This window comes from Enteractinococcus helveticum (assembly GCF_001657475.1).
In the GTDB taxonomy this organism is placed as follows: Bacteria; Actinomycetota; Actinomycetes; order Actinomycetales; family Micrococcaceae; genus Yaniella; species Yaniella helvetica.
Map to the genome: position 1 here is coordinate 46,933 of NZ_LXEY01000011.1, position 25,671 is coordinate 72,603.

The following is a 25,671-nucleotide window of genomic DNA, read 5'->3' on the forward strand; positions in this document are numbered from 1 at the left end:
AAGATGCGCCTGAGCCTGTGCGATCACCCTAAGAATACGGCTTTCAGGTGCCGCTCTCGTGGCGCGCACCTCGATCTTGCCCAGAAATACATGCGTAAGCCATCTCGGCGTGGCGAAAATATCTGCCACTGTTTACCACTAGTTCAGTTCATTGGGCGCATTGAGACAGGGTATATGTGGGTTCCGGCGGTCTAGGCCAGATCTGGCCCGATGATGTTCACGGTGGAGCCGGCTTGGGATTTCTGAACCTGAATGCGGTGCGGAATCTGCTGTTTCATGGATTCAACGTGCGAGACAAGACCAATGAGGCGTCCGTCGTCCTGCAGCGCAGCCAGCACGCCCATGACTTCTTCCAGGGTGTCAGCATCCAGCGAGCCGAAGCCCTCGTCGATGAACAGCGTGTCCATGGCAACTCCCCCGGCTTGGGCCTGAACGGCGTCGGCGAGTCCAAGGGCAAGGGCTAAGGACGCCATGAATGTTTCACCGCCAGACAGGGTCGAGGGCGTGCGCACGGTGTCATTGAGGTGGTCGATGACCTCCAGGTTCAAGCCGGAGTGGCCGCGGCCGCCCTGGCCGACGGCGTGTTTGAGTTCATAGCGCCCGCCGGTCATTCCGGTGAGGCGTTCTGAAGCATTGGCTGCGACGTGTTCCAGCCAACCTGCCAGCACAAAGGAGCGCAGCGGCATGCTCACGGCGTTTTCTCCGCGTCCGGCCACCACGTCGCTGAGTCCAAGCAGTTCCTCGTAGATGGCCAGCTGTTCGGCCGAGCGTTCGCTGACCTCGGCCAACAGGTCTTGCTGGGTTCGACATTGCTTCTGGGTGGCTTCGATGCTGCCGTGCTCGCGGTTGGCCTCGGAGAGGGACTGTTCGGCGGCACGCTGGGCTTGTTGGGCGGCATCGAGGGTTTCTTGTGACGGGGGCGCGACGTCGTCGTCGAGCAATTTCAGACCGGCGATGACGGCGGTCTGGCCGGCTTTTTCTGCCAGGCGGTCGCTCTCGGTGGTCCACTGGCGCACCAGGGTTTCATGGTCGGCCTGCGTTGCGGGATCCAGGAGGTTTTCGCAGGCTTCGGCGGCGTTGCGATAGGCCGGGTGATCCTCGGTCGCGGAGTTAGCCAGAGCCTCGTGGACGCGTTGTTGGGCGGTGGTGTGATTGGCCACGGCGGTGGTGACAGACTCTCCGGCGCGCACGATCTGACCCACGAGCCGGTGGGCGGGTTCCACTGCGGCCCGGAATGCTGCAACGTCGGCGAATTCGCCTAGGGCTTGGGCGAGGTCGCCCCGGAGTTGGTCAAGTTCGGTGGTCTGAGACGCGATCTGTGTGGTGACCTCGGTGAGCTGCTGCTCGGCTGTGGTTTTGGCCTCGCGGAGTTGTTCGGTCTGGGCGTCGCGTTCCTTAATGCGCGCACGAAGCTGCGTCAGCTCGGTGGCTTCACGTTGGGCCTCAGTCACCGTTTGTTGCGCATCAGTCACGGCTGCATCGGCATCGGTGAGGCTGAGTCCCCCGGCTTGGGTCTGCAGTTCTTGGAGGTCGGCGAGCTTGGTTTGATACGTTTCAGCGGCGGTATTGGCTGCCCGGCGGGCCTGGGTTGCGCGTTGTTCGGCCTGTTGAACGGCGTCATTGGAGATTTCTGCCAGGTCGTGCGTTTCGGCCGGTTGTGGGTGGGTGGTCGAACCGCAGACTTCACACGGTTGCCCGGGTTCCAGCTTGTCGGCCAGGAATCCTGCGGCGGCATCAATGCGACGGCGCAACAGGTCTTGGGCGTGTTCCAGTGCCGCATCGGCCTCCGTTTGGGCCTCATCGCGAGTGCGTTTGGCGGCGTCGGCGGCAGATTGGGCGCTTTGTGCATGTTGTGCGGCGGTATGTTTGGTCTTTGCCTCTTGGAGCTGCCGTGTAGCGGTTTCAAGGGTTTTCTCCACGCCGGTGAGGTGTTCGGCGCGCTGGCGGTCGGCGGCCAGTTGCTCACACACCGTGTCGAATTGCTCTTGCAATTGCCCTATGCGATCGCTCAGGGTCTGCTGACTGGCGGACCAGGTGTCGAGTTGACGTTGCCCGGCCTGGATCGCGGCATGGGTTTTTTCGTGTTGGGTAACGTGTTCCAGGGCTCGAATCGCGGCGGCTTCGACCGTCTTCCAGCCAGCAAGCAACGGCTGCACCTCACTGGTGTTGACCGTGAAAATCTGCTGTTGCTCAGCCCAGTCAACAATGATGGGGTCTTGTTGTGCCGCATCGCATCGCTGTTGCAGAGTTTCCACGGCGTCTTCAAGCGCGGTCTGGGCGGTTTGGCAGTGGCGTTGCGCTTCGACCACGGCCCGGGCGCGCTCGTGGTGTTCCAACTGCAGCGTGGCTGTACGCACCGCGGGTGCCTGTTGTTGGTGAGCGGTATGACGACGGCGATATTCTTCGGCCTCGCGCAGGTGTTCGTGTTGCTGCTGCAACTGTTGGAATGCATCGCGGGCGGCTTTCAGGGCGCTCTGGGATTGTTCGACTCGACGCTGTGCTCCGGTTTCCAGTTCGGACATGAGGTCATCGATGTGGGCGATGAGTTCGACGTCGTCCAGGGCCTCGAGATCAACCGGCTCGGTTGCTGGCTGGGTATCTGCCGCGGCGTTTTGAGGTTGCGCATAGGTTTGAGCGGTTTCGATAATGCTCGCGCGCAGGGTTTGACGGCGTTGGGTATCGGCTTGCACGGTGCCGCGCAGTTTTTTGGCCTCAGCGGCCAGGTAGTCGCCGATCTCGTCGAAGCGGTGAGTGTTGAACAGCTGGCGTAAGATGGCCTCGCGGTCGTTGCTGGAGGCCTTGAGGAAACGCGCGAACTCGCCCTGGGGCAACAGGACAACCGAGGTGAATTGTTCCCGGCTCAGCCCGATGACGCCGCGCAGGATCTGCTGGGCCTCATCCACGCGGGTGGTCAGCTGGCGGTGCTCACCGGCCACGATTTCCACCAGCGACATGGCTGCCTGGCGGGTCACGACGTCGAAGGGATCTTTGGCGCCACGCCGCGGGGCGAAGTGCTGCAGGGTCCGGTCAATGACAAACCGGCGGGTGCCAAAGGTGACATCAAGCTGGATGGTTGGTGGCAGCCCGGGCTCGGCCAGGGTGGAGTGCAGTTCGGTATTTTTCCGTTCGTCGTCGGCCTTGCCGTACAGGGCGAAGGTGACGATATCTAAGATGGTGGATTTGCCGGCGCCGGTGGGTCCGTCGAGCAGGAACAGGCCGACGTCGTCGAGCTGGGTGAAATCCAGGTGCTGAGACGTGGCATACGGGCCGATGGCCTGGAAGGTTAGTGCGTGGATGCGCATTATTTCACGTCCTGTTCTGTGACGCGGTTGACGTGCTGCAGCGCGTCGGTGAGCCAGCGGTGTTCGTTCTCGGAGGCCGGGCGGTTGCGAACGTGGTCAACAAAATCCAGGACCAAATCCATATCGGTAGTGGCTTTGGCGATGCGATCGGAGTAGGTGGTTTGGGCTTCAACGCCGCCGGTAGGCGCCAGGATGAAATTCAGCATGCCCGGGAAGCGGTGTTTCAGCCGCCGGAAAGCATGCGGTGGGCGTTTGGGGTCGGTCACGGTGATTTGGCACCAGGCCTCCTCGGCCCAAGCGTACTGCTCGGATTCCAGCAGCGGGGTGATCTCATCTTTGAGTACCGCCAGCTGCTTGAGCTGCGGGACCTCAACGGGCTCGATAATCAACTCGTCATGTGTGTCGAGTAACCACATACCCTTGGTGTGGTTGACTTCGGAGAACGAATAGGCCACCGGTGAACCCGAATAGCGCACCGTTGGTGACATGACCTGACGGCCGTGCAGGTGCCCCAGCGCAACATAATCCATACCGTCAAAAATATCGGCGGGCACCTGCCCCAGGGTGCCAACTTCGCCCTCACCAATATTGCGTTCAGACTCGGAACCCGAGGCACCGGCAGCAAACAGGTGAGCCATCATAATGTGCGTGGCGTGTTCCAGGCCCCGAGTGGAAATTTCTGCGCGCACCTGCTCCATAACGTAGTGCGTCACGGCGGTGTGGTTGGCCGCCACGCCAAACTCGGCGGCGTGGTAGCGCGGCTCCAAATACGGCACCGTCCAAATGCACACGGGTGCGGCGTCGTCGGTGTGAAACACAATGGGATCGGTGATGGATTCGGGCATGGTGCGAATATAGACGTCGCGCATCATCCGGGACATAAAACCTAACCGGATGGCCGAGTCATGGTTGCCCGAGGTGACGACCACAGTGGCCCCGGCCGCGTGCATGTCCACCAGCGCCTGGTCAAACATGGCCACCGCATCCACGGGTGGCAGGGCGCGGTCATAGACGTCGCCTGCGATCAACACCAGGTCAATGGCACGTTCGGTGATGGTCTCGACTATGAAATTGATCGCGTGCTGCTGGGCGTCTGCCATGCCCACGTTGTGAAATGAGCGGCCCAGGTGCCAGTCCGAGGTGTGAAGAATTCGCATGCCACTCAGTCTAAGCAACCGGGTGGGACACGCTAAGGTGGTTACCATGGATAACTACTCTTCGCGTGTCGCTGGGTTATTTGCCGGAGGGGCTGCCGCTGAGGCCGCCGGGATCGATCCGCAAAACACCGAAATTTCCACCGGCACCCAGTTGAGCTTATACGTGGCCGACGGGCTCGTCGAGGTACTGGAGTGGGCCGCCGAAGGCCAGGCCGCTGACCCTCCTGCGGCCATCTGGTTGGCCCTGTTGCGCTGGTATAAAAACCGCTACGGTGCCTTCCCGGATGGACTACCGGCCGCCCCGGATCGCTGGATTGACCACTATGAGCTTTACGCCGGTGCCGTTGACGACGCGACCAAGTCTGGACTCGAAGAACCCGAAATGGGTCTGGTGCGCAAACCCCACGGCGTGGATGCCACCGGTGCCGATGCCTTAATGCGCGCAGCACCCCTGGGCATGCTGCCCCAAATGGACGCCGAGTGGGTTACGAACATGTCGCACCAGATCGCGGTGTTGACGCACGCCGAGTGGGTCACCCCCACTGCCTATAGTCTGTTAGTTCATCACGTACTGACCGGCAAGACGCTGCTCGAGTCGGTCACCGAGGTCCTGGAGTGGTTGAAAACCACCGACGACGACGTCGAGCTGGCCCAGCTGATCCGCACCGGCCTGGGCGAGGGTATTACCGCGCCATCCTCCGCGGCACAGGTGCTGGCCGCGGCAATTGCCGCGGTGGCCGATACACTGGAAGAAGCCGTGGCACCCGAACAGCTCTACGCCACCGCCGTGACCAAGGCCGTCAATGCCGAGGGTCACACACAAGCCACCCCGCTGGTGGCCGGGCAACTGGCCGGAGCGCTGTTGGGCAATACGGCCATCGGCACGCCGTCGAGATTGACACATTATCCCATGGTCGAAGATGCCATCGACCGGTGGATCAACCTGACCACCTAGGAATGATCATGCGCCGCAATTATTGGGAGTCCATCGTCGCCGCCAGAGCGCCCGGGCCGACAGATGATGCGGTGCTGGCCGCGATGCGGCGTCGTCGGCGCAGAGATTTTCTGCCCAAGGACCAGCGCAAATTTGCCGGCTACAACCGCCCGATTCACATTGGCTATGACCAAACGAATTCACAACCCAGCACGGTGGCCGATATGTTGTGGCTGCTGGATGTGCACCCGGGTCATAAGGTCTTAGATGTCGGGGCCGGGTCAGGGTGGACGACGGCGATCCTGGGTGATCTGGTCACCGAGACGGGCAGTGTGCTGGGATTGGAAATCATCCCCGAACTCGCCGATCCCGCCGCAGCCGCGCTGGAGCAACAAAACCTGCCGTGGTGCCGGATCGAAACCGCCACACATGGGGCGCTAGGTGCACCGAATGAGGCGCCCTTTGACCGCATTTTAGTCTCGGCCGAGGCTAGACACCTACCCCACGACCTGGTCGAACAATTGACCGACAACGGGATGATGGTCATCACGGTGGCAGGTTACATGTTGCGCGTGGTGCGCCACGGCCCCGATTCCAACGACGCCGAAATCACCCGACACGGGGCCTATCGGTTCGTGGACCTCATTACCTAGCGGCCACCGGCAGCGCCCCCGCCGCCTCCGCCTCCCACGGCTCCACCACCGGTTGATCCGGCGGTCGGGCTTGAGGTTGATGCCGCAGAACTGACCGAGGACAGCATCGAACTCAACGCCGTTTCGGCGCCGCGGTGACCACCGCTAAACAACCGCGGATACCACATCGGTGCCGGCCAATTATTATGCGTATAGGTATTGGCCATGGCTTTGGTCCACTGTTTTTGCAGTCCAAACTGCACCGCATAGGGCAACAGGCGATCATAGACGTGCACGTATGGCCCGTCGTCGTCGCGGTGCGGTGCGTTGGTAAATGATTGCATCATGTTCAACCGCGCGGCATCATCAGCGCGCATCACCTGTTCCAGGCCTTCCAGCTGCCGCCGCAGCGCAGCCCCACGCGGGGTGAGCACCCGGTGTTTGATCACACATACGGTACTCAACATCAGACACAGCACGCCCAACATAATACTGGTGACGGTCATCGCAGTGTTGTCTCGGCTGGCGCCCAACATCAGCAACACAACGGCCGGAATCAGCAGGCCCATGGCCGTCCAGCCGGCTACCGTCGCACCCGCATGGCGCTGCTTGTGTTGATATCCGCGGTCGATCGCCGTCGTCGTACTGTCTTTTACCACGGCCTGGGTGGCCTGCATAAAGGGTTTGGAATTTTTCGGGAAATCGAAGGTCTCACCTGGTTGAAGGTTCGGGAACATACCGCGTAGCAACAGGTCTTCTTGTGGGTCATCAACCAGTTGCGGATCAATCAGGCGCAGCATCGGCTTGGTCTCGGGCTGTTTTGACCACCGCGAGGTCTGTTGGGTTTCTTCAATGCGTAGGACGCCGCGCACCGCCAAATCCAGGATGGTCGCCACAATCGGATCGTGGTTCTTGCCCACCAGCTGCCCGGCAAGCAGTGGATTGACCTGGCGCGGAATGCCGTATTCGATACTGGCCTGGCTGGTGTCATGGCGATGCCGCCGCACCATCGCCATGACTGCGAGCGCGCCCCCACCGGCTATCAGCGTTGCCGCAATGACAATGAGCAGTGGCACGACGTCGAGGAGGAAATTTTCCTGGCGTTGCGGGGTTTGGACCACGGTGCCCGGTTCTACCCCGATCGCCACGGTGACGCCGTGCCCGCCCGGCAGCGGTGCCTCCTCAATGCCAAAGACCGCCTCCTCGCCAGCGCTTCGTTGTATGTCGCAGGCTTGCGATTGCTCCGGGGTGCCAACATAGCAGGCCGCCGAGCCGGTCAACGCAGCAGTTAACTGCGCATCAAGCGTGATCTGGGCGGTGACTTCATCGATGTGTTGTGGTCGATCCGACGGGATGATGTCCCAGTAGAATTCATCGGCCTGCTGGGTCGTGTGCATGACGTCGTGAAGCGTGTAGGAAATGACATAGGTTTGGGATCCGTGAACAAAATCGTCGTCGCCGATGAGAATACTTCGAAATCCGTCGCCGTTGTCCACCTCGAATGGTACTGCTGCTCCGGAGCCGTCCGTGACTGAAATATTCTCTGGTGCTGCCGGCGCCGACTGATAGCGCAGCGGCAGCGAGCGAATGATCCCGCGGTTCTGGTCAACCTCTGGGAACTCAGCGTGTAATTCTTCAGTGACTTCAGCGACCGCACGCCCGTCGGCATCCAGTCCGACGTCGTAGGTGAGGTTCCAGGCAGCATACTCAAAGTCCTCAACATTTTGCTCCTGGGCGGTCGCTGTACTTGCCAAGCTCAGGGTGAGGATGAGCAACCCGATACACGCAGCCCAACATTTCTTGCCCGCAGAAATAGCACTCATGGCGCAAGTCTAAAACACACACTGACATACGACTACCGGGGTCATGCTGGTCAGATCGCACCGAACCTGTCAACGCGTTACCCGACCTGTGGCATTCGGTACCATGGATGCTGTACTCTTCAATCAATTGACGCGGAGGGACTGTGGAAGCGGAGGGACTGTGGAAACAACATGCCTGTCTCAAAGTGTCCCGAGGCGTCGTCGTGTGATGCCTCTGGCTCGCTGGGCTTTTGGTTGCGTCGTCGTGGTCCTCACCGTGTTGAGTTTCCTCCTGTCCACCACTGCTCCCCCGAATGTCACTGCTGCTCAGTGGCATTCCTCAAGGGCTCCTGCAGGTGGGTTCCAGGCCGGTAGTCTCCCGGCACCCACATTAACTGCGCCATGCCAATTTCGTCCGGGGCTGCTTGGACTTGGAGCACATGTGAGAATCTTTTGGAGCCTGCCGGAAGGCTACACACTGGATGATGTTGAAGTCCACGCCTCAACCTCAGGTCTGGGTTCTGTCCTTGCCCCATTGACAGGCTTCAATCTGAGCGGTAATACAGTCACGACTGGCCAGGGCTACCAAACCGACGTTCCGACAAACCTGCTGGGCGGGTTACTGGGGCTCGGCTCGGAATTGGAGATTGCTATTGTGGTGAGGGATGGCCCGTGGACGTCCCTGGATGCTGCCTCAGTGGCCAGCAATGCAGGTCTTCTTGGCGGCATCGGCGGAAACTGTCGCAACCTCACCTAACCACCTGTGGGCCTCGAGCCATGAGCAATCGACATGGTGCCAAGGACGACGAGATCATCGCGCCACAGCACATAACTATGTCCCCAAAACTCTTGACCCTCGCCACGGGCGGGCGTACCGTACGAATCACCAGGTTGTCCGTCTTCCGGCACTCGCGCTATCCGTGGTCAGGCGAGGCCGATGTTCAACCCGATTGTGTTCCCCCGGTCCACCAACACCCGGTATGCAACGCGAACGACTGGTCCAGGACAACCGTGTCTGATGTGCCATTGTGTCGGCACGTTAATGAAAGGATCAGTCATGGCGATTACTTCTATTGATACCGACCGCGACGCGCTCACCATCACCCTGGTGGCAGACTTCACCGTCTCCCAGCAGCGCCTGTGGGATGCCTATATGGACGCCCGGCAGTTGGAGCGCTTTTGGGGACCACCAACCTGGCCTGCCACCTTCACCCAACACGATGTCCGAGTCGGCGGTCGCACCAGCTACCACATGACCGGCCCCGAAGGGGAACAATCCGGTGGCTACTGGGAGTTCGTCACCATCAACCCGCCGCATTCCTTCGAGGTCCTCGACGGTTTCGCCAATCCCGACGGCACCCCAAATGCCGACATGCCCAGCATGCGGATGCTCCTGGAATTCAGCGAACAGACCACCGGCTCCCGCCTGACTGTCACCACAACCTTTGACAGTGTCGAGACCCTCGATCAACTCTTAGGTATGGGCATGGTCGAAGGTACCCGGGAAGCCATGGGACAAATTGACGACGTCGTTGCTGACGACTCGGTCCCCGAAGCGGCCCGCACCACCCACCTGCAATTACTCGGCGACACACAAGCCCGCGTGACCAGGTTCTTTGAGATGAATATTGACGACGTCTGGCGGGCTCATCACGATCCGGGTCTGATGCGCCAGTGGATGCTTGGGCCCGAGGGCTGGGTGCTCAGCGTGGCCAAGATCGGTGAACGCCCCGGCGATACGTACCGCTATGAGTGGGAATCCGAGACTGGCGAACCCGGATTTGGGTTTACCGGGGAGGTCTTGGAATCTCATGCACCGCATCGGGAGGTCAACACCGAACGTCTCATCGGGGCGCAGGGCCCGGGCACACTCAACGCCATGAACCTGGTCGAAGTCGCTGGTGGCACGTTGCTGACCCTGGTGATCACCTACCCCGACGCCGAAATGCGCAATGAGATTTTGGAGACCGGGATGGCCGATGGCATGGAGGCCAGTTACGCGCGGCTGGAAGATCTTTTCCGCCAGGCCGCAGCCTAGACCTCAATACGCATTAAATCGCCGTGGCGTGTGGCCAGTTTTCGTTGAGCATCGCTAAGAATTCGGGCTCGGTGACCAACACAATGTCTTGGCCTTGGGCACGTCGGGCGACGACGTCGCGCATCTTGCGCTGCTGCAAGCGCGGGTGGTGGGTGACGTCGGTGAGTTCTTCGGGGCGGATGCCATCACCAATCACGACCATCGTCGTGGTGGCATTAATGCGCGACTGGGTACTCGCGCCATAAGCCGCCGCCTGATTCTTAGCTTCCTGGCGGGAGATGCCCAGCATGCCGGTAAATACCACGTGATGTCCGTAGAGCGGGTGGCGCGGATCGGCGTCGGGATTGACCCGCGGATTGGTGCCCTCGTTGGGCCAGCGGATCAGATCCGGGAGGTGCTCGGCGGGGACGGCACCGTTGTTTGCATCGAACATGCCGGGCATGGTCAGGGCGTGTCGAGTGGGTTTGGAGAGGTTTTCGCCCACGGCACGGGGCTGCAGCACGCGGCGTTGCATACCGGTGGCATCCAGGAGTGCATCCAGCGAGTCTGCCTCAACGCGTCGGGCAGCGTCCACCACAATCGCGGCGGCGGCCTTGGCGTCTTCGAGCGCGTTGTGGTGGTTGTGCAATACGTAGCCGGCTTCGGCGGCGGCCGAGGGCAGCGCGTGGCTGGCCAGCTGGTAGGTCTTACGTGACAGGCTCAGGGTGCAGGCAAATTCCAGGCGCGGAATGGGCTGTTTCGACACTTCCAGCCCGGCTTCGATGACGCCGATATCAAAGCCTGCGTTGTGGGCAACGACGACGTCGTCGTCAATAAATGCATAGAATTCTTTGAAGTGCTCGGCAAACGCGGGTGCGGTGGCGACGTCGCCGGGGGTGATCCCGTGGATGGCGATATTGCGCGGGTCAAACCGGTCGTATCCGGTGGGTGGTTGCAACAGGGTGTAGTGGGTTGCTACCAGTTTGCCGTTGCGGAATTTGGCCGCGCCAATGGCACAGGCCGATCCGCGAAACCCGTTGGCGGTTTCGAAATCGATCGCGGTGAAATTCACTTGCCCAGCACACCTGCCAGATGTGGTGCCAGTGCGCGGAAGGCTTTGCCGCGGTGTGAGATCGCGTTTTTGGTTTCGGGGTCCAGTTCGGCGCAGGTTTGGCCATATTCGGCCAGTTCCACGATCGGGTCGTAGCCAAAACCGTTGGTCCCGCGGGGTTCGAAGGTCAGGTCGCCTGCTAGTTGGCCGAATTCCACGTGGCGGGTTTGGCCGTCGGGGGTCACAAAGGCTGCGGCGCACACGAAGGCGGCCCCGCGGTGCGGGTGGTCAATGTCGGACAGTTGGGCCAGCAGCAGGTCCAGGTTGGCTTGGTCATCGCCGTGGGTTCCGGCCCAGCGCGCCGAGAAAATACCGGGTGCACCGTGCATGACGTCCACGGTGAGTCCGGAGTCATCGGCGACGGCGATCAGGCCGGTGGCCTGGGCGGTCAGCGTGGCTTTTTTCAACGCGTTGGCTTCGAAGGTGACGCCGTCTTCAACCACGTCCGGGGCGTTGACGGTTGCGGCGTCGATTATTTGTGCCGGGTCCAGCGTGGGGATGGCTTCGGTAAGGATGGCGCGCAGTTCGCGCAGTTTGCCGGCGTTATTGGAAGCCAGTACGATCAGCGGTTCCACGGTGCTACGCCTGGGCTGCTAGTTCGGCGGCGCGGGATTCGGCGGCAGCGTTGAGGGCAGCCTGCTGGATATCGGTCAGCTGGGTGGTTGCGGCAAGCGCCAGGTCCAGCATGGCATCCAGTTGGGCGCGATTGAACGGGCGCTGTTCGGCGGTGCCTTGGATTTCGATAAATTCGCCATCGCCGGTGGTCACCACGTTCATATCGGTTTCGGCACGCACGTCTTCTTCATACGGTAAGTCGACCACGGCGACGTCGTCCACCATGCCAACCGACACCGCGGCAACTGAACCGGTCAGCGGCACGGCAGTTGAGCGGATGATGCGTTGTTCGCGAGCCCATTCCACGGCCAGGGCCAGGGCGACATAGGCGCCGGTGATTGCGGCGGTGCGGGTGCCGCCGTCGGCCTGAATGACGTCGCAGTCGATGACGATGGTGTTCTCGCCCAGGGCCTTGGTGTCGACGACGGCGCGCAGAGCACGGCCGATGAGTCGGGAGATTTCTTGGGTGCGGCCCGAGACTTTACCGCGCACGGATTCCCGAGCGGTGCGTTCGCCGGTGGCACGCGGCAACATGGCGTATTCGGCGGTCACCCAGCCGCGGTTTTTGCCCTTGAGCCAGCGCGGCACGCCCTCGGTAAATGATGCGGTGCACAGCACTTTGGTGTTGCCAAAACTCACCACGGCGGAACCTTCGGCGTGGGCGGACCAGCCGGTTTCGATGGTGACGGGACGCATTTGGGCGGCGGTGCGGTCATCGGCGCGAGTGGACAATCAGTGTCTCCTTCTAAACGGTGTAGGTCACACCGGAAACGGCCACGGCCAGTTGTCCGGCGAACGTTTCGCGGGCTTCTTGGGATGCGACCAACGGGTCGTTCCACACGGGAATGTGGGTCAGCAGTAGTCGGCCGACGTTGGCTTCGGTGGCCATGTGTCCGGCGCGTTTGCCGGTCAGGTGTACGCCGTCGATCGCGTCATCGCGGCCTTCGTGGAACGCGGCTTCGCATAAGAACAGATCGGCGTTGCGGGCGGCTTCGACCAGGCCGGGGGCGGTGTCGGTGTCTCCCGAATACGTCAGTACGGAGGTGTGTTGCTCGCCGTCGGGCCCAATTTCCGTGGCTTCCACGCGCAGTGCATAGGCCTCATCAATGGGGTGGCGCACCGGATACGGGGTGATTTTGAACGGGCCGATCTCAATGGGTGTGCGCACCTGCCAGTCGATGAAGTCAAAGTCGGGGTGCATGCCGGGATCGGGGTCCAGGCCGTAGGCGATTGCAATGCGGTCGGCGGTATCGGCCGGCCCGTAGACCGGGATGCGTCCAACGTCCCACCCGTTGGGGTTCCAGCGGACCACGATGTGCAGCCCGCACAGATCCATGAAGTGATCCGGGTGCAGGTGCGAGAGCATAATCGCATCGATGTCTTCCAGTGCCACGTAGCGCTGCAGAGTGCCCAGTGCGCCGTTGCCCATATCGAGGATAATGCGCCAGGTTTTGGGTTCACCGGCGTCGTCGACGCCTTGTGCGGACACCAGGTAACAGGAAGCGGGTGACCCCGGCCCGGGAAATGAGCCTGATGCGCCAATGATGGTGAGCTGCATGTCCTCGATTCCTTTGCTAGTGCGCGGCAGAGCCGGACGTCGGTGCGGTGATTACCGACAGTGTACCGGTCGGGAACTGCTCGGCGACCGTGCGAATCTGCGTTACGCCGCCAACTTCAGGGCCCAAGAACCGTTGGGCGAGCTGGGCGAAACTGCCCGGATCCCCGGTGGACATGAACTTGTGTCGCGTGTTGGGGTGCGGGTTTTCCGGCCGGGCGCCGGCCGGGTTTTCTAACCCGTGGCGAACTAGTTCGCGATACACCGCACGCGCCGTGGACTCCGATGAGGTGACCAAGTTCACGTTCTCCCCCATCACATAACTAATGACCCCGGCCAGTAACGGGTAGTGGGTGCACCCCAGAATCAGGGTGTCGACCCCGGCGGATCTGAAGGGGTCCAAGTATTGTTCGGCCACCGAAATCAACTCTGGGCCGGTGGTAATCCCGCGTTCGACAAATTCAACAAATCGCGGCGCGGCCGAGGACGTAATGTCCAAGTGCGGGGCCGCAGCAAACGTGTCTTCATAGGCGCGCGAGGAAATGGTCGCCTCGGTGCCGATGACGCCGACCCGACCGTTTTGTGTGGAAATCACCGCGCGTTGGACGGCGGGTTGGATCACTTCTACCACTGGAATCCCATAGGCGGCCGTGTAGCGTTCCCGGGCGTCGCGCAGCACCGCGGCGGTGGCCGAATTACAGGCGATGACCAACAGCTTGACCCCGGCGTCAACCAGTTCGTCCATGATGGTCAGCGCCAGGCGGCGCACCTGGGCAATCGGTTTGGGACCGTACGGGCTGTTGGCGGTGTCGCCCACATAGACGATGTCCTCATCGGGCAGCTGATCAATAATCGCGCGCGCCACGGTCAGCCCGCCGACGCCCGAATCGAAAATGCCGATGGGCGCTTGAGGGTTGGGCTTGGTCACGATATATCTCCGATCAACGCCTGCATGAGCGTTTCTTGTAGCCAGGACACAAAGTTGTATAACAACGCCATGTAGCTTTCCACGTCAGTGGCCTGGTCAACCGAACCGATCGCATGGACCCGCTCGGCGTCCTGCTCATCGACGATCTTGAGCCGCGAGGACAGCACCAGGCGCACCTGATTCAATGCGCGCGAAAACGATTCGGCTTCCGCGCGGTTGAGCATTAACGATCCAGACTGCAACAGCGCATAGGCCCGTTGCAAATCGGCAATCTTCTCTTGGCGAATGTCATCCTGGGCCAACTGGCGGAATTGTTCAGAACCGTGGTGCGCGTCGTCCCCCGAACGGGCATCCGGCAGTAACCGTTTGACGGCCGGGTCCTCCAGATTGAGGTGGACAACGTCGTCGGTCAATGTCCCGACCAGATCCCAAAAGGCGTCATCGGTGGACGACGCCCCCGCAGCCTCCGGAGCCTGGGGCAAGTGCACAGATTCGCCGGTGCGAAACCGATCCCGGAACCGGGGTTTGTCGTCGTCGAGCTGATGATCAACCGGCGACACCCCGCCCAGCAGGGTCAACACATCGGAAAATAGCGATCGCAGGATTTGTCGTTCGGGCTTTTCTAAGAACGCGGAGTACCCGCGCAGGGTGGATTTAAACGCTAATGCCATAAGAAAAAGTGTGCCGTTCCTTACTGATTCTGCTCGTAGGTCGCCCACAGGCCAAATCCGTGCATTGCAGCGACGTGGCGTTCGGCCTCTTCTTTGGTGCCATTGGCTACCACGGCCTTGCCCTCGTTGTGTACCTGCAGCATGAGTTTGTGGGCAACCGATGCGGTGAACCCAAAATAGGTGCGGAAGACGTAGGTGACATAGCTCATCAGGTTGACGGGATCATTCCAGACGATCACCTTCCACGGTTCGGCGACCTTGGTGGTTTCCGCAACGGCAATATCCGGGTCGACATCAACAGCACACGTAATGGACATGCCCCATATTCTAGGCAACAACTTGGGCACCGGTGTGCCAATTCGTTACGGGCAAGGCCAAATTGTGTTCTGACGGCGCACAAAGGACTAGTGTGTAAGGCGTGCGTAACACCCAACGTGGCATCAGCCCTACTTCGTTTTTCACCGACCACTACGAATTGACCATGGTGGATGCGGCCCGCAAGGCCGGTACTGCCACGCGTCGCTCGGTCTTCGAACTGTTTGCGCGGCGCTTGCCTGCCGGCCGAAGATATGGCGTCAGCGCAGGTCAAGGACGGTTTCTTGAGGGGCTAGAAAATTTCCGATTCGACGACGAGCACCTCGGCTTTCTCTCCGATCATCATGTCGTATCCGAAGACACCCTGAACTGGCTGGCCGAGTATCGGTTCACCGGCAATATTTTTGCCTATGCCGAAGGTGAACCCTACTTCCCCAACTCTCCACTGATGCAGGTTGAGTCAACCTTCCAAGAGGCTGTGATCCTGGAAACCTACCTGCTATCGGTGCACAACTATGACACCGCCGTCGCCTCGGCTGCCTCGCGCATGACCATGGCCGCCGGTGGCCGCCCGTGCATTGAGATGGGGTCGCGCCGGGCCCATGAAGAAGCCGCCGCAGCCGCCGCTCGTGCCGCCGCAATTGCCGGATTCGATTCAACCTCGAATCTGGCCGCCGGCCTGCGCTACGGCATTACCACCGCCGGCACCGCAGCCCACTCCTTCACGCTGCTGCACGACGACGAACAAGCCGCCTTTGAGGCCCAGGTTGCGGCCATGGGCAACCAGACCACACTGCTGGTCGATACCTACAACATCGAACAAGGCATCCGCCACGCTGTGGATGTCGCCGGGCCTGAGCTGGCCTATGTGCGCATCGACTCGGGCGATCTGTTAGAAGAAGCCCACCACGCCCGGCGTCTGCTGGATGACCTAGGCAACACCAACACCGGGATCGTGGTCACCTCGGATCTGGATGAATATGCGATTGCTGGACTGCGCTCTGCCCCGGTTGATTCCTACGGGGTGGGCACCCAGCTGGTTACCGGCTCGGGTGCTCCAACGGCGTCATTGGTGTATAAACTCACCACCCGTCAAGACCAGCACGGCAACTGGATCGACGTGCAAAAACAGGCCGAGGGTAAATCCAGTCGGGGTGGACGCAAATTTGCCGCCCGCCGGATGCACAACGACGTCGCGACCGCTGAGGTCGTTATTGCCGATGAACAACCCGCCTGGGACGCCGATCACCGCCCACTGTTGGTGCAGATGGTCACCGACGGCGAGATTGACTCCCGCTACACCGGCGCTGCGGCCGTCACGCAAGCTGCGGCACACCACGCCGAGACGTTGGCCGCGCTGCCTCGTGACGCTCGTCGCTTACAAGACGGTGAACCCGCCATTCCAACCATTTTTGCACTACACTAGGCTTCCCGGTTACCTACACCGGATAAACACTCCCATACAAAGGATGAAATCCCATGCACGCTCTGATCATCGTGGACGTCCAAAAGGACTTTTGCGAAGGCGGATCCCTCGCGGTTGAAGGCGGGGCAGACACGGCTGCATTAATCACCGAATACATGCACCAGTGCGGCACCCACTACGACGTTATTGCCACGACCCGCGATTGGCACATCGATCCGGGCCCGCACTTCGCCACTGAGCCAGACTTTGAAACCAGCTGGCCTATCCACTGTGTTGCCGGTACCGACGGTGCAGAACTCCATGAAAATATTGACGATGAGGCTATTGACGCCGAATTTCTCAAGGGCCAGTACACGGATGGGTATTCGGGTTTCGACGGCGTACTTGGCGAGCCCGATACCATTCGCAGCCAGGACGGCGTCGCCGGACCATACGGGGCCACCGCCGCGGCCGCTGCTGCAACCGATGCTGATTCCATAACCATGGACGACTGGTTGCGCGAGCACGACGTTGAACGCATCACCGTGGTCGGTATCGCCACCGACCATTGCGTACGTGCCACCGCCTTGGATGCCTCCGACGCCGGATATGAAGTCCGCGTGCTCACCAACCTGACCGTTGGGGTCTCCGAAGACACCATCGACTCCGCACTGGAAGAGATGGAAGACGCCGGCGTCATGCTCTCCGAATGGCCCGGAGCCGACGCCTTCGCGCATTAAGTTTTGCTACCTCAAAGACCGGTGGTCCTCCAGGGCCATCGGTCTTTGGTGGTTAACGGCTCCGCCGCGGCGCAGGTTGGCATGATCGACCGGTTCAGGATCTACGAGCTCATGAAATGCGCGTGCGTAGCCGAGTTCGTGCCACTCATGACACGCTTCGTGCCCAAAGAGACACTTCCGTATGGCTGGCCGGGCATGAGCCAATTCCTGCAGCTGCGGCCGGTGAGTGATTGACCAACACCGAAGCCGCTCTCCTGTTCCGTGACAACATCTGCCGCACGCCCTCATTGTGAAACCCCAATCCAAGAGGTCGATCACAGCACTGCCCACCGTGATGGTGGAACCACCACCTGGGACAACGCCACTGCTCTGTGCGGCGTGTAATCAAACGACGGAACATCGCGGATGGCAACACGACAAGGAACCGGATGACGAGCCGCCCGATATACAGCTGGAAAGACCCTCATCATGGATGCTTTCGCCCTCGTCCTGGCCTGACGTTGTTCAACAGAACACTCATCCAAGTGTGTGCCGGATGGTGCAAGTTCGCCTGCCACCCGCCGGTATCCACCAGCTCCAGACGTGTGCCGTGAAGCTAAGGCTGCACCTGGCCGTGGCGTCCTGTGGCGGGCTATTTTCGCCCGACAAACCAGCCCTGCAGAACCTCCAAGCGCTGTTCAATTTGTTCTTTCGTCGCCTGAGCGACCGCAGGTCCGCCGGAGATCTCACGAAGTTTATTGTGGATCATGCCGTGCGGTGTGCCCGTGCGAGCTGACCATGCCGAAACCGAGGACGACAGTTTCTTTCGCAGTTCTTTCATCTGGCGGTGATCGACCATGGTGGGATCTTCGGCCTGTTGTTTGCGCGGCTGGCGACGCAGCTGCTCGGCCTGGCGTTGCTTGAGCAACGTGGAGACTTGATCAGCATCTAATAATCCAGGAATTCCTAGGAAATCGAGTTCTTCTTCCGAACCGATTGCCCCACCGGTGCCAAATTCGCCACCGTCAAATAAGACCTTATCGAACAGTGCCTGCGACTCCAGTGCTTGGAACTTGGCCCCGGTCAACGACGAAGATGCGGATTCTTCGCGATTGGCTTCTCGCATCAGATCTTCTTCGGGGGCCTCTTCGAGATCTTCGACAGAGACACCGGTATCAAGTTCTAATGCGTGGTCGCGTTCTTCTTCCATCTCATTTGCCAGCTCCATGAGCTTGGGCACCGAGGGCAGAAAGACCGAAGCCACTTCACCACGTTTTCGAGAACGCACGAAACGTCCAACAGCCTGTGCAAAGAACATCGGGGTCGACGTCGAGGTTGCATACACCCCCACACACAAACGTGGCACGTCAACACCTTCAGACACCATGCGCACCGCTACCATCCAGCGCTGAGTGCCCTCAGAGAATTCTTCAATTTTCGACGACGCCGTGGGGTCATCCGATAAGACCGTGATCACTTTTTCGCCGGACAGCCGCTCCAGGATATCCGCATAGGCGCGGGCATCTTCATGGTCGGTGGCAATAACCAGTCCCCCAGCGTCGGGGACATTGCGGCGTACCTCGGTCAATCGCAAGTCGGCAGCCTTCAGTACCGCTGGAATCCATTGGCCCTTGGGATCCAATGCCGTCCGCCAGGCACTTGCGGTCATGTCTTTGGTGGCGGCCTCACCGAGTTGGGCCTCCATAACCTCACCGGTTGAGGTTTGCCAGCGCATCTGGCCCGAATACGCCATGAAGATGACCGGCCGCACAACATAGTCCCGCAGGGCCGGGCCGTAACCGTACGTGTAATCAGCACGTGAACGCAGCACGCCGGTGCCGTCGTCTACGTAGTCAACGAACGGGATTTGGGCATCATCTGAGCGAAATGGTGTACCGGTCAGCGACAGCCGCCGGGTTGCCGGTTCAAAGGCCTCGCGGATGGACTCCCCCCAGGACAGCGCGTCACCGCCGTGGTGAATTTCATCAAGGATCACCAGGCTCCGGGCAGCTTCGGTCCGGTTGCGGTGCAGAATCGGTTTGGAAGCCACCTGGGCATAGGTCAGGGCGACCCCCATGTATTCCGATCCGTGGCGACCGTCGGAGTTTTTAAAATTCGGGTCAATCGCCAAACCGATGCGTGCCGCTGAGTCAGCCCACTGGCTTTTGAGGTGCTCTGTTGGCGCCACCACCGTGATCCGGGAGATTACCCCGGTTTCGTGCAGCATTTTTGCCACCCGCAGCGCGAATGTGGTTTTACCAGCGCCGGGGGTTGCCACGGTCATGAAGTCTTTACGCGGTTTCTCGAAATACAGTTCAAGGGCTTCTTGCTGCCATTGCCGTAGTTTCGGTGCGGTCCCCCAAGCGGCCCGTTCTGGTAGGGCGGGTGGGAGATCTTCTCCGATCTGAAACAGCGCTTCACTCATGAGTGACTACACAGCCTCCTTCATGGCCTAAGTTCGTGATGAAGACAAATAAATATTGACCACCAATCCATGGTGGTCAATATTTATAACGTTTTAGATTTACTTCTTACGACCGAAACCGAAGAAGCCGCGGCCTTTGCCGGAGCCCTCGGAATTATCATCCCCTGATTCTAACCCGTCCCAAATTTCTTGGCAGGCGGGACACATGGGAAAACGTTCTGGATCGCGAGATGGCACCCACACTTTGCCGCACAGTGCCACAACGGGCGTACCGTTGATGATAGCTTCGGTGAGCTTGTCTTTTTGCACAAAGTGCTTGAACCGTTCGTGGTCTCCAGGTTCGGTTGCATGGAGCTGCTCTTCACGCTCCAACACACCGGTTGCGCCGCCGTTGACGTCTTCGTGCGGATCGTAATCAGTGGACGCAGCGTACACAGAGTTCATCGGATTCATGCCTCCATTGTAGTCAGAACAGCGGACAATACGCGTCCGCGACAGGCCATGTGCTTAGTATAACGCCGCAACCTTGACAATTGACTGATAGGTTTCTGGCAGCGCGCGCTCATACCATTTGGCCCCGAGTTTCACGCCGGCCCACAACATGCCGGCCCCGTAGAGCACACCGATCATTAACGTGATGATGCCCCAGGCTTGACTGCCTAGCACCACTGCGACCACGGCGGGAATAACCACGGGCAAGGCAATCAACAACTGCAGGAGCATCCCCACGGTCTGGACTAACATCATCCGTCCCATACCGCCTTCGGGCTGCGCCATCAGGCTGGTTCCGGGTGGCGGCACTGGATAAATATAGCGTGCGGAAATCACCGCTGACAGGGCTGTACCAGATAACAAGATCCCAATGGACAGACCCAGCCAGGTGGCCCATTCATCCCAGACGCCGGTGGCAGATACCATCGCAATGGTCAGCAACAGGACCACGGGCAACGCCCACGTCAGGAGAGCAAAGACTCGGCCGAGTCGATCATCGACGCCGCGCACACCAGAGGTGACATGCAGCGAGAAACCGGTCGAGTCATACGACAGGTCAGCCGAGATGGAAAACGCCAGCATGTAGGCGATCAGGGCCGGAAGGATCTTGGTGAAGATCTGGAATTCGTCAGTATCCAGGACCGTAGTTTCCAGCACCCCAAACAGCACAAACACGCCGACCAGAATCAGGCTTGCGGCATAGCGGGGGTCTTTGAACCAATACAGCAATGAGCGAGCCCAGATGACTTGCATCGGCGAATTCGCGCGTCCTAGGAGTCCAACACCCGCGTTTTCGCGTTGGCGTTCGCGCGTGGTTCCGGCACCTTCGACCGCACGGTTGACTATGGCGTTATATGCCCAGACTGCCAAACCAACATAGGCAAGCATCACGACCACATGCAGTGCCGCCATCCCCCACAGTCCCTGGGCGACGAACCAAGGGAGCGCTAAGAATCCTGCCGGAGTAAATGCTACCCAGGTGGCGATCTGTGGCATAAGCTCCCAGAATTCCTGGATGGTTTCAATGGCACCCATCAGGATAAACCCGGTAAGCATTAACGGCACCAGGACGATGAGCTGGATAGCATCGCGCACGGCACGACGGGCAATGAGGTTATTCAGCACCCCCACGATGACCTGCATGAGGATGACGCACAATACGGTGCCCAGCAGTGCTGACAGGACCCCGGCAACGATTGCTGCTGGCTGCCAACCCCACAGTACGACACCGGTGAGCAACAACGCCAGGGTGCCGATGCCGGTCGGAGCCAGGACTCCCCCAAGGACCACCCCGGGGATGAAGGATCTATTGGGGATGCCGAAGGTCAGAAAGTTTTTGGGATTGGTAAAGGGGTTTGATGATGAAAAGATGATCGGTCCGACAATCCAGACGATCATGGTCACGGCCCCGCACAGCACAAAGACTCCGCCGCGGTCGGCATAAGACACCTCTTGGACCGGGGCAAACGCTGCGAAAAACGCCATAACGTAGGCCATGACGATGAAATATAGAAACCCGAGGGCAGAGAAGATCGCCCCGATCATCGTCCCTACGGAACGGCGAAACCCGTTCCACATCAATAAATACCGCAGACGAACTAGGTGCGAAACCATGACAGTCCTTCCCCGGATTGCTCGCTGGAAACCATGCCAACGAAGCGATCTTCAAGCGAGACGCCGTCAGTGACTTCCGCCATGGAGCCCGATGCCAGGACCTGGCCCTTATCGATGACCGCAACATGGTCACAGGTGCGTTCTACCAGATCCATTACGTGAGAGGAGATCATCACGGTGCCGCCAGAGTTCACATACTCATTGAGGATGGCTCGGATGCGAGCCGAGGACACCGGATCGACGGCTTCGAAGGGCTCATCGAGGATCAGCACTTGTGGCGAGTGGATCATTGAGGCGGCCAGCGAGACTTTCTTGGTCATACCGGCTGAATAGTCGGCCACCATTTTATTGGCGGCTTCTTCCAGATCCATGACGCGCAACAGGTCGGGCACGCGTTCGGCAACGACGTCGGCATCCATGCCACGTAGTAGCCCAGAATAGGTGATCAGCTGGGTGCCGGTGAGCCGGGGAAATACGGCGGCACCGTCCACCAGGACACCCAGTACGGACTTGGCTTGTTGCGGGGATTCCCACATATTGATGCCGTGGACCCACACCTGGCCATGGTCGGGTCGCAACAGTCCGGTCATCATCGACATGGTGGTGGTTTTTCCGGCACCGTTGGGACCAACGAACCCATAAAATGAGCCGGCGGGAATGGTCAGATTGATGCCGTTGACGGCAATCTTGTCGCCGAATTGTTTGCCCAGCGACCGGATGACCACTGCGTTATCAGGGTCAGGCAGGGAAGTTTTTTCTAACATAGGTCAAGTGTAAAAAGTCGTGTGCAAAAACGTATCCCCCGTCCGGTTGAACTTCATCTCGGACGGGGGATGGAACATGTCAGCTGACCGGTTTAGAACAGGGCGGCAGCAAGTTTCCGGCGCGAGATGGCAACTCGATCGTCCTGCTCACCGACGACGGTATAGAGCTCCAGTAGGTGCACACGGGCGGCATCTTTGTCCTCCCCGGCGCTGCGGGCAATCAATTGCACCAGGCGTTCGAAGGCGTCTTGGACGTGGCCGCCCAGCACATCGAGGTCGGCCACCGCGGTTTGGGCGGCGACGTCGTTGGGGTTATCGGCCGCGTTGGCGCGTACCTGTTGAACGTCCATGTCGCGGGTGCGCTGCATGAGCCCGACGCGGGCTTTGCCACGGACCGCTTCGTCGTCCTGCGGGTTTTCGGCCAGCGCTTTGTCATAAGCGGCGATGGCGTCGTCGTAATTTTCGGCCTGCAGAGCGGCTTCGGCCTCTTGGTGCAGTGGTGGCAGCACGGCCTCACCGGCGGCGTCGGTGGCCTCGACCAGCGGTGGCACGGTGCCGGCCATGCCCGATTGCACCGCGGAGGCGTTGATTTCATCCAGCAGCTGTTCGAGCTGTTCGGCGGCCACGGGGGCATTGAACAGCGGCAGGGCCTGCTGACCCATCAGGGCAACAACCATTGGGCCGGCTGGCACGCCGAACATTTGGAGCAGTTGCGGGTGTTTTTCGGTGTCGATGCGGCCCATGATCATGCGTCCGGCCCTAGCGTCAATGGCCGGCTGCAGCACGGCGTCGATTTGATCCGAGGCGGGGTTGGAGGGTGCTGCCAGGTGGATAATCAGCGGGACGGTAGCCGCGTGCTGTAGCAGGCCTTGCAGCGATTGTTGGTCGACGTCGGGTAGGACCCAGGATCGTTCGGTTCCGCCGTGGGCGCCGGCCGACTGGGCCGGCAGTTGGGTCAGATCGATGGCGTCGCGGGAGTGCGATGGGGTGGAGTCAGGCTGTTGAGTCATAATCCTCTTCTTGTCAGATTCGGCTCGTGGTCGTGCTCACCAGTCTAGTGTGCTGGTTAGTCAACGGTAGATAGGACGGTCTCATACCCGGCCAGCGAAACTTCGCCGTCGGCAGGAATCAGTAGCGCGAATTGTTCGCGGTAGCGGATGCGCACCTGACCTTCGTGGGACGACGAGGGGAATTCGCCAACTTCTTGGACAAGATCGGTGACATCAACCGTGGCGCCTTCTTCTTGCGGGGTCAGTGACTCCAGCGAGTTCATGGTGCCAAAGACCAGGGCGGATCCGTTGGGCAGGCGCACCGAGGTCACGGAGTCTTCGAAGAGGGTCCGAGTCACGCTGGCATCGATGTCATTTTCGCTGTGGGTTTCTTCCAGGTTGGCCTGGTGTTCGTGAATCATGTCGATCCACTCGTTGTCGGCAATCTGGTCTGCGGATTCGGCTTCGGGATCCGTGAGATAGTCGGCCAGTGCTTCAACGGCAGCATCCGGGGACATGACCAAGTCGGTGGACTCGTCGTTGGCCATATCCACCACGTTGTGATCGGCCAAGGACCCGGCAGGCAGCTCGGCACCCGGGGCGAAGGGGGCGTTTTGGATCAGCTGATACTGCGAGCGGGCATCTTCCTGGCGCAACACCAGCAGCTGGGTTGCCGAGCCTTCGGCGTCGCTGGTGACGGCATAAATGGTGCGCGGGAAGGACTCATCGCGATCCATCCAGGTCGCTAAAATCTCATCGGAGGCCACCGGGATACGAATCGGGTACTCTTCGTCGATCGCGTGGTTGCGGTAAGAATCCTGGCGCGAACGTAGCGCGTGGCCCGTCACGCGACCTGTCAGCGCATCGACGTCGAGGTCTTGATCGCCCTGTTCGGTGGCTGCCGCAACGGCGTCGAGGATCTGTCCAAATTGGGCATCAACAACTAAGGGGAAGGTATCGGGTTCTTCGGGATCAACCTCTTCCTCCAGTTGATCCTGGTCGACTTGATCCGAAATGTCTTCTTCCGTCGGGGATTCCGTGGCGGCATGTGCCGGACCGACACCCAGGCCGATGGCCAGTCCCATCGCCGACAGTGCGGTGACGGTTCGACGCAGGAACCCGCCGTTGTCTTTTTTGTCTTCGGAGTGGTCTTTGTCTGCTGGCTCGTCGAGCAGGGGCAAATGCTCGGTGTTCGGTTCGTCGTCCGGGGTGGAAGACCCCCCGGGTGCATCGTTATCGTCGTCGTCGTCGGGGTGCTCTTCATCGAGGTCGTCATCATCAGCTGGCTGCACGTCCGCTGCCGGCTGGTCGGCAGTTTTCTCAGCGTCAGCAGGTTCGTCCACGCCTGTGGGTTCCCCGGCAGCCGAGTCACGAACCGCCAATTCGTCCTCATCGGCAAGCTGGTCATCTTCGGTAATCGGTAGACCGGCCACAACTTCGGTGGCTTGATCGGTATCAGGATCTTGAACCGGTTCGCCGGCTTCAATCTGTTCCACCGAGAGCGTTTGGGTGGTCGGTTCGCTGCCCGCCATGACATCGGCTGCGGTCAGGCCGGTGTAGTCACCGCGTTGCACAGCACGGCGTCCCGAAGTGCGTTTGGCACGTCGTCGGAATTCAATAAAGCGCCAGATCAGCAGAGCAATCCCAATAATGACCAACGCAATGCCAGCAATCATCAGCGGCACGATCAGCGGCGAGTTGGGTTCGACGTTGACCCAGGAAACACTGAAATCGGCAGGGGCCGGAGCCGTTCCGTCGACGGCGATCAGCAGGGCCCACTCCCCTGCATCGGTGCGGGTCCAGCGCTGGGTGACCTCATCGGTGACTTCTTGGGTGGCCAACCACAGATCCGAGGTCACCGGGTTGGGTACTTCGGCTTGCCCATCCACATAGGTGATGTTGACGCTTGGGTCTTCCCCGCGGCCGACGTCGGTATTGACTCCGTCGATGCGGTTGTGTGCGGCGTCGCCAACCCATGCTTCAATGTCACGCAGCTGGCCGTACATCAAGGTGAAGTCGCCCTCACCGCGCACGGTATATTCGATGGCTTCATCCGGGTCGATGTCCACCCCATCGGTGATGATGGTCAGCGGAGCTTCTTGGGTTGTTTCGGTGGTCGCGTTGAACACGGCCGGGGGCGCCCAAATGGTTTGCAGCCCCACGGAGACTAAGATCGCGACGACGCCCAGAATCATGGCGCCGATACCGCCCAGAGTTTTCAAAA

The 25,671-nt window shown here is 60.3% G+C and carries 23 protein-coding genes; 7 read left to right on the forward strand and 16 right to left on the reverse strand.

Going from position 1 to position 25,671, the window contains the following annotated elements:
- Window positions 1–191 precede the first annotated feature (191 nt).
- Both A6F49_RS03310 and A6F49_RS03315 read right to left on the reverse strand, forming a co-directional pair.
- Window positions 192–3,302, reverse strand: coding sequence for an AAA family ATPase (locus tag A6F49_RS03310; protein ID WP_043056986.1), 3,111 nt, complete (start codon window positions 3,300–3,302; stop codon window positions 192–194).
- Window positions 3,302–4,459, reverse strand: coding sequence for a metallophosphoesterase family protein (locus tag A6F49_RS03315; protein WP_043056987.1), 1,158 nt, complete (start codon window positions 4,457–4,459; stop codon window positions 3,302–3,304). The genes A6F49_RS03310 and A6F49_RS03315 overlap by 1 nt, the downstream gene beginning before the upstream one ends.
- Window positions 4,460–4,505: 46 nt before the next feature.
- Between A6F49_RS03315 and A6F49_RS03320 the strand changes: the two genes are divergently transcribed.
- Window positions 4,506–5,414 carry an ADP-ribosylglycohydrolase family protein gene (locus tag A6F49_RS03320; RefSeq protein WP_043056988.1) on the forward strand — a complete coding sequence of 303 codons (909 nt, stop codon included), beginning with the start codon at window positions 4,506–4,508 and terminating at the stop codon, window positions 5,412–5,414.
- A gap of 8 nt (window positions 5,415–5,422) precedes the next feature.
- Window positions 5,423–6,046 carry a protein-L-isoaspartate O-methyltransferase family protein gene (locus A6F49_RS03325; protein WP_082911569.1) on the forward strand — a complete coding sequence of 208 codons (624 nt, stop codon included), beginning with the start codon at window positions 5,423–5,425 and terminating at the stop codon, window positions 6,044–6,046.
- On the opposite strand, the gene A6F49_RS03330 is transcribed toward A6F49_RS03325, so the two are convergent.
- Window positions 6,043–7,848: a DUF2207 domain-containing protein gene (locus A6F49_RS03330; protein WP_082911565.1), complete on the reverse strand. Its 1,806-nt coding sequence runs from the start codon at window positions 7,846–7,848 to the stop codon at window positions 6,043–6,045. The two genes, A6F49_RS03325 and A6F49_RS03330, sit on opposite strands and share 4 nt — an antisense overlap.
- A gap of 421 nt (window positions 7,849–8,269) precedes the next feature.
- On the opposite strand from A6F49_RS03330, the gene A6F49_RS03335 reads away from it, so the two are divergent.
- On the forward strand, window positions 8,270–8,584 hold the full coding sequence (locus A6F49_RS03335; protein ID WP_043056989.1) for a hypothetical protein: 315 nt from the start codon (window positions 8,270–8,272) through the stop codon (window positions 8,582–8,584).
- Window positions 8,585–8,884: 300 nt separating this feature from the next.
- Window positions 8,885–9,865: an SRPBCC family protein gene (locus A6F49_RS03340; RefSeq protein WP_043056990.1), complete on the forward strand. Its 981-nt coding sequence runs from the start codon at window positions 8,885–8,887 to the stop codon at window positions 9,863–9,865.
- A gap of 13 nt (window positions 9,866–9,878) precedes the next feature.
- Here A6F49_RS03340 and A6F49_RS03345 read toward each other — a convergent pair whose 3' ends face one another.
- From A6F49_RS03345 to clpS, 7 genes are read right to left on the reverse strand one after another with little or no spacing between them, the layout of a single operon-like run.
- Complete coding sequence (locus A6F49_RS03345; RefSeq protein WP_043056991.1) at window positions 9,879–10,916, reverse strand: exonuclease domain-containing protein; 1,038 nt, start codon at window positions 10,914–10,916, stop codon at window positions 9,879–9,881.
- The gene (gene rdgB / locus A6F49_RS03350) at window positions 10,913–11,530 is read right to left on the reverse strand and encodes an RdgB/HAM1 family non-canonical purine NTP pyrophosphatase (RefSeq protein ID WP_043056992.1); all 618 of its coding nucleotides are present in this window, start codon (window positions 11,528–11,530) and stop codon (window positions 10,913–10,915) included. Before rdgB ends, A6F49_RS03345 begins: the two co-directional genes overlap by 4 nt.
- Window positions 11,531–11,534: 4 nt before the next feature.
- Window positions 11,535–12,302, reverse strand: a complete 768-nt coding sequence (rph, locus tag A6F49_RS03355; RefSeq protein ID WP_043056993.1) for a ribonuclease PH — start codon at window positions 12,300–12,302, stop codon at window positions 11,535–11,537.
- A 13-nt stretch (window positions 12,303–12,315) separates the two neighbouring features.
- Window positions 12,316–13,128: an MBL fold metallo-hydrolase gene (locus tag A6F49_RS03360; protein WP_043056994.1), complete on the reverse strand. Its 813-nt coding sequence runs from the start codon at window positions 13,126–13,128 to the stop codon at window positions 12,316–12,318.
- Window positions 13,129–13,144: 16 nt separating this feature from the next.
- Entirely contained in the window at window positions 13,145–14,053 is a 909-nt protein-coding gene (murI, locus tag A6F49_RS03365) for a glutamate racemase (RefSeq protein WP_235604846.1), read from the reverse strand.
- Window positions 14,050–14,724 (reverse strand): DUF2017 family protein, encoded by a 675-nt coding sequence (locus A6F49_RS03370; RefSeq protein ID WP_043056996.1) that lies wholly within the window; start codon window positions 14,722–14,724, stop codon window positions 14,050–14,052. The genes murI and A6F49_RS03370 overlap by 4 nt, the downstream gene beginning before the upstream one ends.
- 20 nt (window positions 14,725–14,744) lie before the next feature.
- The gene (gene clpS, locus A6F49_RS03375) at window positions 14,745–15,041 is read right to left on the reverse strand and encodes an ATP-dependent Clp protease adapter ClpS (protein ID WP_052504695.1); all 297 of its coding nucleotides are present in this window, start codon (window positions 15,039–15,041) and stop codon (window positions 14,745–14,747) included.
- A 164-nt stretch (window positions 15,042–15,205) separates the two neighbouring features.
- Here clpS and A6F49_RS03380 point away from each other — a divergent pair, with 164 nt between their 5' ends.
- From A6F49_RS03380 to A6F49_RS18800, 3 genes are all read left to right on the forward strand, one after another.
- The gene (locus tag A6F49_RS03380; RefSeq protein WP_082911570.1) at window positions 15,206–16,465 is read left to right on the forward strand and encodes a nicotinate phosphoribosyltransferase; all 1,260 of its coding nucleotides are present in this window, start codon (window positions 15,206–15,208) and stop codon (window positions 16,463–16,465) included.
- A 53-nt stretch (window positions 16,466–16,518) separates the two neighbouring features.
- The gene (locus A6F49_RS03385) at window positions 16,519–17,184 is read left to right on the forward strand and encodes an isochorismatase family protein (RefSeq protein ID WP_043056998.1); all 666 of its coding nucleotides are present in this window, start codon (window positions 16,519–16,521) and stop codon (window positions 17,182–17,184) included.
- 261 nt (window positions 17,185–17,445) lie between these two features.
- Window positions 17,446–17,568 (forward strand): HNH endonuclease, encoded by a 123-nt coding sequence (locus A6F49_RS18800; protein ID WP_150119372.1) that lies wholly within the window; start codon window positions 17,446–17,448, stop codon window positions 17,566–17,568.
- A gap of 247 nt (window positions 17,569–17,815) precedes the next feature.
- Here the strand turns inward: A6F49_RS18800 and A6F49_RS03395 are convergent, their stop codons facing one another.
- The 6 genes from A6F49_RS03395 to A6F49_RS03420 form a co-directional block, all read right to left on the reverse strand.
- Window positions 17,816–19,588, reverse strand: a complete 1,773-nt coding sequence (locus A6F49_RS03395) for a DEAD/DEAH box helicase (RefSeq protein ID WP_043056999.1) — start codon at window positions 19,586–19,588, stop codon at window positions 17,816–17,818.
- Between the two features lie 99 nt (window positions 19,589–19,687).
- Window positions 19,688–20,041, reverse strand: a complete 354-nt coding sequence (locus A6F49_RS03400) for a DUF3039 domain-containing protein (protein ID WP_407643825.1) — start codon at window positions 20,039–20,041, stop codon at window positions 19,688–19,690.
- A gap of 54 nt (window positions 20,042–20,095) precedes the next feature.
- Window positions 20,096–21,694: a hypothetical protein gene (locus A6F49_RS03405; RefSeq protein WP_043057000.1), complete on the reverse strand. Its 1,599-nt coding sequence runs from the start codon at window positions 21,692–21,694 to the stop codon at window positions 20,096–20,098.
- Window positions 21,679–22,458, reverse strand: a complete 780-nt coding sequence (locus tag A6F49_RS03410) for an ABC transporter ATP-binding protein (protein WP_043057001.1) — start codon at window positions 22,456–22,458, stop codon at window positions 21,679–21,681. The genes A6F49_RS03405 and A6F49_RS03410 overlap by 16 nt, the downstream gene beginning before the upstream one ends.
- 92 nt (window positions 22,459–22,550) lie before the next feature.
- Complete coding sequence (locus A6F49_RS03415; protein ID WP_043057002.1) at window positions 22,551–23,468, reverse strand: co-chaperone YbbN; 918 nt, start codon at window positions 23,466–23,468, stop codon at window positions 22,551–22,553.
- A 56-nt stretch (window positions 23,469–23,524) separates the two neighbouring features.
- Complete coding sequence (locus A6F49_RS03420; RefSeq protein WP_052504696.1) at window positions 23,525–25,669, reverse strand: hypothetical protein; 2,145 nt, start codon at window positions 25,667–25,669, stop codon at window positions 23,525–23,527.
- Window positions 25,670–25,671 lie beyond the last annotated feature (2 nt).